The sequence below is a fragment of the Streptomyces sp. IMTB 2501 genome (genome assembly GCF_001953885.1).
Classification (GTDB): domain Bacteria; phylum Actinomycetota; class Actinomycetes; order Streptomycetales; family Streptomycetaceae; genus Streptomyces.
Genome location: NZ_MQUS01000006.1, coordinates 188,098 through 200,609, shown reverse-complemented (window position 1 = coordinate 200,609; position 12,512 = coordinate 188,098). Strand labels below are relative to the sequence as shown.

Here is a 12,512-nt window from a genome sequence, read left to right as displayed (position 1 = left end):
TCCGCCCCGCCATGACGGCTGCGGCATTGCCACCGCGCGCAAAATCCCCTCCCATGTACCGGAGTTGATGACGCATGCCCGAAAACGAAGCCTGGGACTACACCCTCTACATCCCCAACGACCTCAGAGCCGTCACCGTCTGCCGCCGCACCCTGCGCCTGATCCTCACCCTGCACGGGCTGATCGGGATTGTGGACACCGCCGAACTCCTCGCGACCGAGTTGGTCTCCAATGCCGTACGCCACACCAAGGGGCCCGCCGCCCTCAGGGTCCGCCGTACCCCGGAGGGCACCGTGTGGATCGGGGCCTGGGACACCGATCCCGCCCCGCCGGACCCGCCACGGCCGCTGGAGCAGGTGGCCGAGCTGGAGGACGGTAGAGGGCTGGGGCTGGTGAAGGCCTGTGCGGAGTACTGGGGGTGGCAGCCGACGGCTCGGTTCGGGGATCGGGGGAAGTACGTGTGGTGTGAGCTGGGCGCCGCGTGACCGTGGCAAACGCCGTAGTCCGGTCCCGCGACCAGGCGAAACCCGGTCGTGGCGTCCACGGCCCAGTGTGCGAGTCGTTCATCCTGTCTGATCCGAACAGTCGGTCGAGGGACAAGAGGACGGCGCATGGAGTCGAACGGCGGCACGCTTCGGACGTCGCGGCGTGGGTTCCTCGTGGCAGGCGGCGTGCTGGGCTCCGCGTTGGCCGAGGGGCCCGTGGCGCAGGCTCTCGACCGGCTCGGGGAGGACGGCCGCGGTGACGTAACCGAGTCGCTCCAGTACCCCGTCGTGACCCTTCCGGCGGACTGGCGGGCCGTGGCCGAGGAGCTGGACGGGGTGGGTGGGCTGGGTGCGGACGGGGTCGTGTACCGCTTGACGTTTCCCCGCTATGACCTGGATCTGTCCTCGCACGGGGTCGGCGGGCTGGTGGAGGCGTCGTTCGCGGCGTTCGCCCGCTACCCGGACGGCCGCACGATGCTCATGGGCGACGTGGTCGCCACCGAGGGCGAGCTGCAGCGGGTCACCGATGCCCTGCAGGATCATGGTCTGGCGCAGACCGCGATTCACAAGCATCTTCCCGCCCATCGGCCCCAGCTGTGGTGGACGCATGTGCATGGGGTCGCCGTCGATCCGGTGGCCCTCGCCCGCGCCATGCGCGCCGGCCTGGACGCCACCGCCACCCCCGGGCCCCGTCAGCCCGACACGGCACCGCCGGCCGGCCTCGACACCGCCGCCATCGACGCCGCGCTCGGCGCCAGGGGCAGGAGCGAGGACGGCTACCGTTTCTCCTTCGCCCGCCAGGAGACGGTCAGCGACGGCGGCCGTGTCGTGCCGGGCGCCATGGGAGTCACGACTGCTGTCACCTTCTTCCCGGTAGGGGGTGGGCGTGCCGCCGTGACCGGGGACTTCGTCATGATCGCCGACGAGGTGCAGCGGGTCATCAAGATCCTGCGGAGCGGCGGGATCGGCGTCGTCGAGCTGCACAATCACTTTCTGAACGACCAGCCCCGCCTCTTCTACCTGCACTTCTGGGCCGTAGGCGACGCCGTGCCCCTGGCCCGGACCCTCCAGACCGCCAAAGCGGCCACGAACCTCGCGTCCCGGTCCTGACCGGCCCGGCTCAGGCCTCGGCGGCGGGTCTGCGGGCCAGCACGAACGCCCGGGCCAGGGTCTCTTCAGCGGTCGGTTCCCGGCGTACCGTCGCCACCAGCTCCAGGCCCGCCTCCGTCAGCAGGGCGCTGACCTGGTCCGGAGTGCGCCAGTAGTAGTCCAGGTCGATCTCGTGGCCGAAGCGCTCCGGCAGGTGTCGCCGGCCGGGTTCCGTGGCGGTCTGGAAGGCGAGGAGGGCGTGGCCGCCGGGCAGCAGGGTGCGGCGGAACTCGGCGAAGGCCGTCGGCAGGTGGGCGTCGGGTACATGGATCGTCGAGTACAGGGCGAGGATGCCGCCCAGGGTGGCGTCCGGCAGGTCCAGGGACGTCATCGAGCCGATGTGGAAGCGCAGTTGGGGGTATGTGTCGCGGGCCAGCGTCACCATCGCGGGGGAGAGGTCGACGCCGAAGACGGGCACGCCCAGCTCGTCGAGGAGCGCGGTGACGTGGCCGGGGCCGCTGCCCACGTCGGCCACCGGGGCCGTGCCGTGCTCGGTGACCAGCTCGGCGAAGGCGGTGATCAGGGTGCGGTCGAACGGATGCCAGCCGCCGGCCGGGAACCGGGCCGCGTAGTCCTTGGCGATCGCGTCGTAGGAGCTGCGGGTCGTCCGCAGGAAGGTCTCGGTCACGGCTGCGGACCTTACCGACAGTGAGACCGGGACGGGGTCCGGTTCCTGGACATGTTGAGCGAGACTGTAGCGAGGCGTGGTATGCGTGGAAGGAGAAACAGAGGTTGTACCCATCCGAGTCCGCCGCCATGCGTCCGCCGGTCAGATTTTCTTCCCCTAACGGGCTGAACTTTTGTTGATCGAGGGGTAGTTGACCACCCGGGCGTCCTACCCTTCAGAGGGTGAAGCAATTGATGTCCCTAGAGTCCGAGGCCGGCCTCGCGGGGGATGTGCTCCCCGGCGTGCTGAGCGAAGCCCTGCACGCCGAACTCATCGCCTTCCGTCGCGACTTGCACATGCACCCTGAGCTGGGCAATCAGGAGTTCCGTACGACAGCCGCGATCAAGGAGCGGCTGGAGCGGGCCGGGCTTCGGCCCCGGGTGCTCGCCAAGGGAACCGGACTCGTCTGTGACATCGGTGTGGCCGAGGGCGAGCGCTCGGCCGTACCCCTGTTGGCCCTGCGCGCGGACATCGACGCCCTGCCCATCCCGGACACCAAGACCGACTGCCCGTACCGGTCGACCGTGCCCGACCGGGCGCATGCGTGCGGACACGACGTGCATACGACCGTCGTGCTCGGGACCGGGCTCGTGCTCGCCGACCTGCACGCCAAGGGCCTGCTGCCCCGCCCGGTGCGACTGCTCTTCCAGCCCGCCGAGGAGGTACTGCCCGGCGGCGCCCTGGACGCCATCGAGGACGGCGTGCTGAAGGGGGTCGGGCGGATGCTCGCGGTGCACTGCGACCCCCGCGTCGACGCCGGGAAGATCGGGCTGCGGCACGGGCCGATCACCAGCGCCTGCGACCGGCTGGAGGTCGCCCTGGACGGGCCCGGCGGGCACACCGCCCGGCCGCATCTGACCACCGACCTGGTGACCGCCGTCGCCCGCGTCGCCGTCGACGTGCCCGCGGTGATCGGCCGCCGTGTCGACGCGCGTGTCGGCCTGGTCCTCACCTGGGGCCGGATCGAGTCGGGCCACGCGCCGAACGTGATCCCGCAGCACGCCGAGCTGTCCGGGACCGTGCGCTGCCTGGACCTGGACGCCTGGCGGCAGGCCCCCGACATCGTGCACGCGGCCATCGACGAGGTCGCCACCCTGCACCGGGCCAAGTCCGAGATCACCTATGTGCGCGGGGTGCCGCCGGTGGTGAACGACAAGGAGTCCACCGAGCTGCTGCGCCGGGCGATGGTCGCGCGGCGCGGCCGGCGCTCCGTCGAGAGCACCGAGCAGAGCCTCGGCGGCGAGGACTACTCCTGGTATCTGGAGCATGTGCCGGGTGCCATGGCCCGCCTCGGTGTACGACGCCCCGGCGAGCTCGTCGTGCGCGACCTCCACCAGGGGGATTTCGACGCCGACGAGCATGCGATCAAGGTCGGCGTGGAGATGTTCACGGCAGCGGCCTTCCTGGAGCCGAACGGCGTACAGGGCTAGGGCCTTTCAAGATCTAAAAGAGAGAACCCGGGCGCGTGGCCCCCGCGGGGGCCGTTCCCCTGACTGGCGCAACACGTTCTTGAGCCATTTGCACATCGTGTGCAACAGCGGCGTGAGCGGGCTAAGACCGCGAGTTCAGATGCTGTTTGCCTCGAATCGATAACGGCTTCGAGAGAGGGTTTTTTGCGACATCTACGCGCGTTACGATGCCGCGAAGCCGACGCCGCCGGGGCGTTTCGGCTCGAGCACTGGCATGGTGCTCACATCAAGCGCCTGCAAGGCGCTCAGGTCAGGTGAAGGAGCCTCCCGTGCGCCGGGTAGCCAAGCTTTCAGCTGCGTGTATCGCCACCGCAGCACTCGCCATGACTGCCACCGCGTGTGGCAGCACGTCCTCCGACAACACCACCTCGTCCTCCTCCACGGGCGGCGGCAAGGGTGTCAAGATCGGTCTCGCCTACGACGTCGGCGGCCGTGGTGACCGTTCCTTCAACGACTCCGCCGCGCGCGGTGCCGACAAGGCCCAGAAGGAGTTCAGCGGTTCCATCAAGGAGCTGACCGCCAAGACCTCCGACACCGAGGCCGACCGCGAGCAGCGGCTGTCGGACCTGGCGGACGCCGGTTACAACCCGATCGTCGCCGTCGGTTTCTCCTACGCCCCCGCCGTCACCAAGATCGCCGCGAAGTACCCGAAGACCAACTTCGGCATCGTCGACTCGGTGGTGGACGCCAAGAACGTCAACAGCATCACCTTCACCGAGGAGCAGGGCTCCTACCTGGCCGGTGTCGCCGCCGCGCTGAAGACCAAGAAGGACCACGTCGGCTTCATCGGCGGTGTCGACAACCCGCTGATCAAGAAGTTCGAGGCGGGTTACGTCCAGGGCGTGCACGACACCAACCCGAAGGTCAAGGTCGAGGTCCAGTACCTGTCCCACGGCCAGGACTTCTCCGGCTTCACCAGCCCCGACAAGGGCAAGCAGGCCGCGCAGGGCATGCTGGACAACGGCGCCGACGTCATCTACACCGCCGCCGGCTCCTCCGGCAACGGCGCGATCGAGGCCGTGCACGGCGCCAAGGGTGCCTGGGCCATCGGCGTGGACTCCGACCAGTACAACATCCCGGGTCTCGCCCAGTACAAGAGCGCGATCCTGACCTCCATGGTCAAGAACGTCGACGTCGGCGTGTACGACTTCATCAAGTCCGTCCACGACGGCAAGGCGCTCACCGGCAACAACGTCTACTCGCTCGCCAAGGGCGGTGTCTCGCTCGCCACGAGCGGTGGCTTCATCAACGACATCCAGCCCAAGCTGGACGCCGCGAAGCAGAAGATCGTCTCCGGCCAGATCAAGGTCAAGACCACCCCGTGACCTGACGGTCCGGCCGAGTCGTCGTCACCGACAGCCGTCGTGACCGACGGTCCCGGCCGGACCGGGAGAGTCTGAGGCTCGGCGCGGGGCGCCTTCGGGAGCCCCCGCCGAGCCATAACAATGTGTCAACTCTACGCGTGTAGCGTGGAGTTGCCGCGCTAGCGTCGCCGACGCCTGCCACCTCCCCTACGCAGCCCCTTTCCCCGAGGAGAGTGCGCCATCAACGCGTCCAGCCCTCCCGCTGCCGTCGAACTGCGCGGCATCACCAAGCGTTTCCCCGGTGTCGTTGCCAACAAGGACATCGACATCACCGTCCGCACCGGGACCGTCCACGCCCTGTGCGGTGAGAACGGCGCCGGCAAGTCGACCCTGATGAAGATCCTCTACGGCATGCAGCAGCCGGACGAGGGCACCATCACCGTGGGCGGCGAGCAGGTCGTCCTGCACAATCCCGGCGACGCCATCGCCCGCGGCATCGGCATGGTGCACCAGCACTTCATGCTCGCCGACAACCTCACCGTGCTGGAGAACGTCGTCCTCGGCGCGGAGAAGCTGTACGGCATCGGCGCCAAGGCCCGCGCCAAGATCAAGGAGATCTCGGACGCGTACGGCCTCAACGTCCGCCCCGACGTCCTCGTCGAGGAGCTGGGCGTCGCCGACCGCCAGCGCGTGGAGATCCTCAAGGTCCTCTACCGCGGCGCCAAGACCCTCATCCTGGACGAGCCCACGGCCGTGCTCGTGCCGCAGGAGGTCGACGCCCTCTTCGACAACCTGCGTGAGCTGAAGGCCGAGGGCCTCACCGTCATCTTCATCTCCCACAAGCTGGGCGAGGTGCTCTCCGTCGCCGACGAGATCACCGTCATCCGGCGCGGTACGACGGTCGGTACGGCCGAGCCGTCCAAGACCACCTCCAAGCAGCTCGCCGAGATGATGGTCGGCAGTGAGCTGCCCACCCCGGAGACCGCGGAGTCCACCGTCACGGACGTCCCGATGCTGAAGGTGGACGGGCTGCACCTCGCGCAGACCGACCTCGAAGGTATCGAGCGGATCGTCCTGGACCAGATCTCCTTCACCATCCACAAGGGCGAGGTCCTCGGCATCGCCGGTGTGGAGGGCAACGGCCAGTCCGAGCTGGTCGAGGCGATCATGGGCATGCGCGACCCCGACGCCGGCGTGATCACTCTCGACGACGCCGACATCTCCCACGCCCCCACCCGCCACCGCCGCGAGTCCGGCATCGGCTACATCCCCGAGGACCGCCACCGCCACGGCCTGCTCCTTGAGGCCCCGCTATGGGAGAACCGCATCCTCGGCCACGTCACCGAGAAGCCCAACTCCAAGGGCGGACTGCTCGACACCAAGGCCGCCCGCGCCGACACCGAGCGCATCGTCCAGGCGTACGACGTCCGCACCCCCGGCATCGAGGTCACCGCGGCCTCGCTCTCCGGCGGCAACCAGCAGAAGCTGATCGTCGGCCGCGAGATGAGCCACAACCCCAAGCTGCTCATCGCCGCCCACCCCACCCGCGGTGTGGACGTCGGCGCCCAGGCGGCGATCTGGGACTACATCCGCGAGGCCCGCCGCGAGGGCCTGGCCGTCCTGCTGATCTCCGCCGACCTGGACGAGCTGATCGGGCTCTCCGACACCCTGCGGGTGATGTACCGCGGCCGTCTGGTCGCCGACGCCGACCCCGCCACCATCACCCCCGAAGAGCTGGGCTCCGCCATGACGGGTGCGGCCACCGGCCACCTGGAGCACACAGAGGACGACGAGCGATGAACAAGCTGACCTCACGGATCGACAAGGAGCGGCTGTTCCTCGGCATCGCCGCGCCGGTGCTGGCGGTCGTCGCCGCGCTCGTCGTCACCGCCCTGGTGATCCTCGCGACCGGCAAGAACCCCGGCCCCGCCTTCAATGACATGCTGACCTACGGCTTCGCCAGCGACAGCCAGGTCTACATCCTCAACAAGGCGACCACGTACTACCTCGCGGGTGTCTCGGTGGCCATCGGCTTCCGGATGAACCTGTTCAACATCGGTGTCGACGGCCAGTACCGGCTCGCCGCCTTCTTCGCCGCCGTCCTCGGCGGCGCGCTGACCGTGCCCGGCTGGCTCGCCATCCCGCTGATCCTGATCTGCGCCATGGCGACCGGCGCCCTGTGGGCGGCCATCGCCGGCATCCTCAAGGTGACCCGCGGCGTCAGCGAGGTCATCTCGACGATCATGCTGAACTCGATCGCCACCGCGATCATCGCCTACCTGCTCCAGCCCGGAAAGCTGGCCCAGCTCCAGCAGGGCGGCACCGTCGTGGCCACCAAGCCGCTGCCGTCGGGCTCGCACTTCTTCAGCATCAACACCGGCCCGGCCGGCGACCTGTGGGGCTTCATCTTCCTCGCCGCGGCCGTCGGCATCACGTACTGGTTCGTGCTCGGCCGCACCCGGTTCGGCTACGACCTGCGTACCGTCGGCCAGTCCGAGAGCGCGGCCGCCGCGAGCGGTGTCTCGGTGAAGAAGATGATCGCCACCAGCATGATCATCTCGGGTGCGGTGGCCGGCCTGATCGGCATGCCGACCCTGCTCAACGACAGCTACCAGTTCAGCAGCGACTTCCCGACGGGCATCGGCTTCACCGGCATCGCCATCGCGCTGCTCGGCCGTAACAACCCGATCGGTATCGCGCTCGGCGCCCTGCTGTGGGGCTTCCTGGAGCGCACCACCAACCACCTGGAGTTCCAGGGCTACGACAAGGAGATCCTCGGCGTCATCCAGGGCGTCATCGTCCTGTGCGTCGTCATCGCCTACGAGGTCGTACGCCGCTACGGCCTCAAGCGCCAGCAGCAGAAGGTCGGCGCCGAACTCGCCGCCCAGGCCGCCGCCCAGTCGAAGAAGCAGGAGGTGGCGTGATGACTGCCACGATGACCGACACGCCGCCGCCCGCGGCGCCCAAGGCGGCGGGCGCGCCGCAGCGCTCGGGCCGCTCGCTCGGCCAGATCCTCATGCTCGTCGCGGGTGCGCTGCTGCTCCTGGCCGCTGTCCGCGTGATCACCGGCACCCAGGACCTCGACTCCGCCGGGCAGGTCAGCGCTGCCCTCGGCCTCGCCGTGCCGATCGGTCTCGCCGGTCTCGCCGGCCTGTGGTCCGAGCGGGCCGGTGTGGTCAACATCGGCCTTGAGGGCATGATGATCCTCGGCACCTTCGGCGCCGGCTGGATCGGCTGGCAGACCAACCCCTGGCTCGGTCTGCTGATGGGTATCGGCTTCGGCGTCATCGGCGGCCTGGTGCACGCCGTCGCCACCGTCACCTTCGGCGTCGACCACATCGTCTCCGGTGTCGCGATCAACCTGCTCGCGCTCGGCGCCACCCAGTACCTCGCCAAGCTGTTCTTCGCCGGCGGCGCGGCGGCCAACGCGGGCGGCAACCCCAAGCAGTCCCCGCCGGTGTCCTCGCTGCCGGACGTGACCGTGCCCGGCCTCTCCGACGGCCTGCAGACGATCGAGAACCACCACTGGTTCCTGATCTCCGACATCGCCGGCATCCTCGGCGGCCTGATCACCCACCTGTCCGTGATCACGGTCCTGGCCGCGGTGCTCTTCGTCGCCAGCTGGTGGATCCTGTGGCGCACCCCGTTCGGCCTGCGGCTGCGCTCCTGCGGCGAGAACCCGACCGCCGCCGAGTCCCTCGGCGTCAACGTCTACACCTACAAGTACGCGGCCGTCGCAGTCTCCGGCGGCCTCGCCGGACTCGGCGGCGCCTTCCTCGCCCTGGTCACCTCACACACCTACCTGGAGGGCCAGACCGGCGGCCGCGGCTACATCGGTCTCGCGGCGATGATCTTCGGCAACTGGCGTCCGGGCGGCCTGGCGATGGGCGCCGGCCTGTTCGGCTACTCCGACGCCCTCCAGCTGCGCAACGGCGGTACGACCGTCCACGCGCTGCTGCTCCTGCTGGTGGTCCTGCTCGTGGCCCTGGCAGGCTGGAAGCTGTACCGCAAGGCGGCGCTGCAGGGCGTGATCAGCCTCGTCATGGCCGCGGTGATCCTGGTCTGGTACCTGCTCACCGACACGGTCCCGAGCGACTTCGTGGGTGCCACGCCGTACGTCGTCACCCTGCTGGTGCTGTCCGTGTCGGCGCAGCGTCTGCGGATGCCGAAGGCGGACGGTATGCGCTACCGGAAGGGCCAGGGCAAGTGACACGGCAAGCCGCCGAGTTCGACTGGGAGGCGCTGCGGGAGGTGGCGCGGGAGGCGATGTCCCACGCCTACGCCCCCTACTCGGGCTTCCCGGTCGGCGTGGCGGCCCGGGTCGACGACGGCCGCACGGTCACCGGCTGCAATGTGGAGAACGCCTCCTACGGTCTCGGACTGTGCGCCGAGTGCGGCCTGGTCTCGGATCTGCAGCGCTCGGGCGGCGGCCGCCTCACGCACTTCACCTGCGTGGACGGCGAGGGCGCCCTGCTCGTGCCGTGCGGCCGCTGCCGCCAGCTGCTGTACGAGTTCGGCGGCCCGGACCTCCTCCTGGACACCCCCGCGGGCGTCCTCCCGCTGTCCGAGATGCTGCCCCACGCCTTCGGCCCGGACAATCTCACCAAGTAGCAACGCCGTACGGCCCCCCTGACCCGCATCCGCGCAGGGGGGCCGTACACCTTCGCACCTCCCGGAAGGAAGCCCACAGATATGGCCATGGACGCCATCTCCGTCATCCGCACCAAGCGGGACCGCGGCGAGCTGACCGACGAACAGATCGACTGGGTCATCGACGCGTACACCCGCGGCGAGGTCGCCGACGAGCAGATGTCCGCGCTCGCCATGGCGATCCTGCTCAACGGCATGAACCGGCGCGAGATCGCCCGCTGGACGGCGGCGATGATCGCCTCCGGCGAGCGCATGGACTTCTCGGCCCTGTCCCGCCCGACGGCCGACAAGCACTCGACGGGTGGCGTCGGCGACAAGATCACGCTCCCGCTGGCCCCGCTCGTCGCGGCCTGCGGCGCGGCGGTCCCGCAGCTCTCCGGCCGGGGCCTCGGCCACACGGGCGGCACGCTGGACAAGCTGGAGTCGATCCCGGGCTGGCGCGCCCTGCTCTCGAACGAGGAGATGCTGCACGTCCTGGACACGACGGGCGCGGTGATCTGCGCGGCGGGCGACGGCCTGGCCCCGGCGGACAAGAAGCTGTACGCGCTGCGCGATGTGACCGGCACGGTGGAGGCGATCCCACTGATCGCCTCGTCCATCATGTCGAAGAAGATCGCCGAGGGCACGGGCTCGCTGGTGCTGGACGTGAAGGTGGGCAGCGGCGCCTTCATGAAGACGCTGGACGACGCCCGCGAACTGGCGTCGACGATGGTCGGCCTCGGCACCGACCACGGCGTGAAGACGGTCGCACTCCTGACGGACATGTCGACCCCGCTGGGCCTCACGGCGGGCAACGCCCTGGAGGTCCGCGAGTCGGTGGAGGTCCTGGCGGGCGGCGGTCCGGCCGACGTCGTGGAGCTGACGATCGCCCTCGCCCGCGAAATGCTGGACGCGGCGGGTGTGAAGGACGCCGACCCGGCGAAGGCCCTGGCCGACGGCTCCGCGATGGACGTCTGGCGCCGCGTGATCGCGGCCCAGGGCGGCGACCCGGACGCCGAACTGCCCACGTCCCGCGAACAGCACGTCATCAAGGCCCCGTCCTCCGGTGTCCTGACCCGCCTCGACGCCTACGACATCGGCGTCGGTGCCTGGCGCCTGGGCGCCGGCCGCGCCCGCAAGGAGGACCCGGTGCAGGCGGCGGCAGGCATCGAACTCCACGCCAAGCCGGGCGACACGGTGACCGAGGGCCAGCCTCTCCTCACTCTGCACACGGACACCCCGGAGCGCTTCGAGTACGCACTCCAGGCGGTGGAGGGCTCTTACGACATCGCGGCCGCGGGGACGGACTTCACGCCGTCGCCGGTGGTGCTGGAGCGCATCGCCTGACCAGGTGATGTCGGGTGAACGGGATCGGCGGACCGGCGCCGGTCCCGTTCGGCGTTTCCGGCGGGCCCATCGCCGGTGAGCCGATGAGTTCGCCTCGGAGTGGCGGTCTACCGCTCGTGGAAGCCGAGAGGTCTGCCGTGCTCGTGCTGCCCGGCCCCGTCGCCCGGGGCGAGGCGGCGGGGCTGTGTGAGCAGGTGCGGATGATGCTGGCGGGTGGCGGGGAGCGTGTCGTCGTGTGCGATGTGGGCGGGCTCGGGCCGCCGGGGCTGGGCGTCGTGGATCTGCTGGCGCGGCTGGAGCTGACCGCCCGCCGGGACGGCGGGCGGATCCGGTTGCGGGACCCCGACCCCGCGCTACTCGCCCTTCTCGACCTCGTCGGGCTCCGCTTCCAGGTGGAGGGGCAGGCCGAAGAGCGGGAACCACCGCTTGGTGTCGAGGAAGCAGTGGAAACCGGTGATCCGGCCGTCTGACACCTCCAGCACCTGCACGGCCCAGGGACTGAAGCCGCCCTTCTCCTCGTCCGGCTTGTAGTGCGCGAACCCCGGCAGGCCGTTGACCTGCACCGGCAGCAGCCGCGAGCCGGCGCAGGAGGCACCGAGCGTCGTCATGAAGCCGGTGATGTCGGCCGGGCCGCGCAGCCACAGGTCGAACGGCGGCATCGTCATGACGGCGTCCTCGTGGAGCAGGGCTGTCAGCGCCGTCATGTCGTAGCCCTCGAAGGCCTTGACGTACCGCTCCAGGAGCTTCTGCTGCTCCTCGTCCAGCGGGTCCGACACCGCGCCCTCGTCACCCGCGTCCGCGCGCTCCGCGAGCGTGGCCCGCGCCCGCTGCAGCGCGCTGTTGACCGACGCGACCGAGGTGCCCAGCAGCTCGGCGACCTCGCTCGCCTTCCAGGCCAGCACCTCGCGCAGGATCAGCACCGCCCGCTGCTTGGGCGGCAGTTGCTGCAGGGCCGCCATGAAGGCCAGCCGGACCGACTCCTTGGCGACCGCCGCCTCCGCCGGGTCGCCGGCCGTCGGCAGCACCCGCGCGTCCGGCATCGGCTCCAGCCAGGTGTTGTCCGGGCGGGGGGACAGCGCCACCTGGGCGAGCGGCGTCGACTCGGTGAGGTCCATCGGCCGCGCCCTCTTGTTGCCCGCCGTCAGCATGTCCAGGCACACGTTCGTCGCGATCCGGTACAGCCACGAGCGCAGCGAGGAGCGGCCCTCGAACTTGTCGTAGCTCCGCCAGGCCCGCACCAGGGTGTCCTGCACCGCGTCCTCAGCCTCGAAGGAGGAGCCGAGCATCCGGTAGCAGTACCCGGTCAGCTCGGTCCGGTGTTTCTCCAGTGCGACGTCGAGGTCCGCCGTCGCCGTGCCGTTTCCCATCGTCCACCCACCCCTGTGGCCGGTCCTGTGACGCTCCTACGCGCCACTTGGGAAGCTACCGCAGGGCACTGACAATGGCGCCTGGAGCGCGCAAA

General features: G+C 69.9%; 12 protein-coding genes. 10 read left to right on the top strand and 2 right to left on the bottom strand.

The annotated features are described in order from the left end of the window. The first annotated feature begins 74 nt into the window (after window positions 1-74). Both AV521_RS13090 and AV521_RS13085 read left to right on the top strand, forming a co-directional pair. Window positions 75-485 (top strand): ATP-binding protein, encoded by a 411-nt coding sequence (locus AV521_RS13090; protein WP_076087787.1) that lies wholly within the window; start codon window positions 75-77, stop codon window positions 483-485. Between the two features lie 126 nt (window positions 486-611). Then, a complete protein-coding gene (locus tag AV521_RS13085) occupies window positions 612-1,595 on the top strand; it encodes a DUF1259 domain-containing protein (protein WP_076087785.1) in 984 nt (327 codons plus the stop codon). A 10-nt stretch (window positions 1,596-1,605) separates the two neighbouring features. Here the strand turns inward: AV521_RS13085 and AV521_RS13080 are convergent, their stop codons facing one another. Beyond that, on the bottom strand, window positions 1,606-2,262 hold the full coding sequence (locus AV521_RS13080; RefSeq protein ID WP_076087783.1) for a class I SAM-dependent methyltransferase: 657 nt from the start codon (window positions 2,260-2,262) through the stop codon (window positions 1,606-1,608). Window positions 2,263-2,495: 233 nt separating this feature from the next. Here AV521_RS13080 and AV521_RS13075 point away from each other — a divergent pair, with 233 nt between their 5' ends. From AV521_RS13075 to AV521_RS13040, 8 genes are all read left to right on the top strand, one after another. Beyond that, window positions 2,496-3,731: a M20 family metallopeptidase gene (locus AV521_RS13075; RefSeq protein WP_179023047.1), complete on the top strand. Its 1,236-nt coding sequence runs from the start codon at window positions 2,496-2,498 to the stop codon at window positions 3,729-3,731. Between the two features lie 308 nt (window positions 3,732-4,039). Then, complete coding sequence (locus AV521_RS13070; RefSeq protein WP_076087781.1) at window positions 4,040-5,095, top strand: BMP family protein; 1,056 nt, start codon at window positions 4,040-4,042, stop codon at window positions 5,093-5,095. Between the two features lie 252 nt (window positions 5,096-5,347). Continuing rightward, complete coding sequence (locus tag AV521_RS13065) at window positions 5,348-6,874, top strand: ABC transporter ATP-binding protein (RefSeq protein ID WP_076087779.1); 1,527 nt, start codon at window positions 5,348-5,350, stop codon at window positions 6,872-6,874. Next, window positions 6,871-7,998, top strand: coding sequence for an ABC transporter permease (locus tag AV521_RS13060; RefSeq protein ID WP_076087777.1), 1,128 nt, complete (start codon window positions 6,871-6,873; stop codon window positions 7,996-7,998). The genes AV521_RS13065 and AV521_RS13060 overlap by 4 nt, the downstream gene beginning before the upstream one ends. Continuing rightward, window positions 7,998-9,284 carry an ABC transporter permease gene (locus AV521_RS13055; RefSeq protein WP_076087775.1) on the top strand — a complete coding sequence of 429 codons (1,287 nt, stop codon included), beginning with the start codon at window positions 7,998-8,000 and terminating at the stop codon, window positions 9,282-9,284. Before AV521_RS13060 ends, AV521_RS13055 begins: the two co-directional genes overlap by 1 nt. Further along, window positions 9,281-9,685, top strand: a complete 405-nt coding sequence (locus AV521_RS13050) for a cytidine deaminase (RefSeq protein ID WP_076087773.1) — start codon at window positions 9,281-9,283, stop codon at window positions 9,683-9,685. The genes AV521_RS13055 and AV521_RS13050 overlap by 4 nt, the downstream gene beginning before the upstream one ends. 87 nt (window positions 9,686-9,772) lie before the next feature. Then, entirely contained in the window at window positions 9,773-11,050 is a 1,278-nt protein-coding gene (locus tag AV521_RS13045; RefSeq protein WP_179023044.1) for a thymidine phosphorylase, read from the top strand. Window positions 11,051-11,133: 83 nt separating this feature from the next. Beyond that, window positions 11,134-11,520, top strand: a complete 387-nt coding sequence (locus AV521_RS13040; RefSeq protein ID WP_076088032.1) for an STAS domain-containing protein — start codon at window positions 11,134-11,136, stop codon at window positions 11,518-11,520. Here the strand turns inward: AV521_RS13040 and AV521_RS13035 are convergent. Then, the gene (locus AV521_RS13035; protein ID WP_076087769.1) at window positions 11,404-12,417 is read right to left on the bottom strand and encodes a sigma-70 family RNA polymerase sigma factor; all 1,014 of its coding nucleotides are present in this window, start codon (window positions 12,415-12,417) and stop codon (window positions 11,404-11,406) included. The genes AV521_RS13040 and AV521_RS13035 overlap by 117 nt on opposite strands. Window positions 12,418-12,512: the final 95 nt, after the last annotated feature.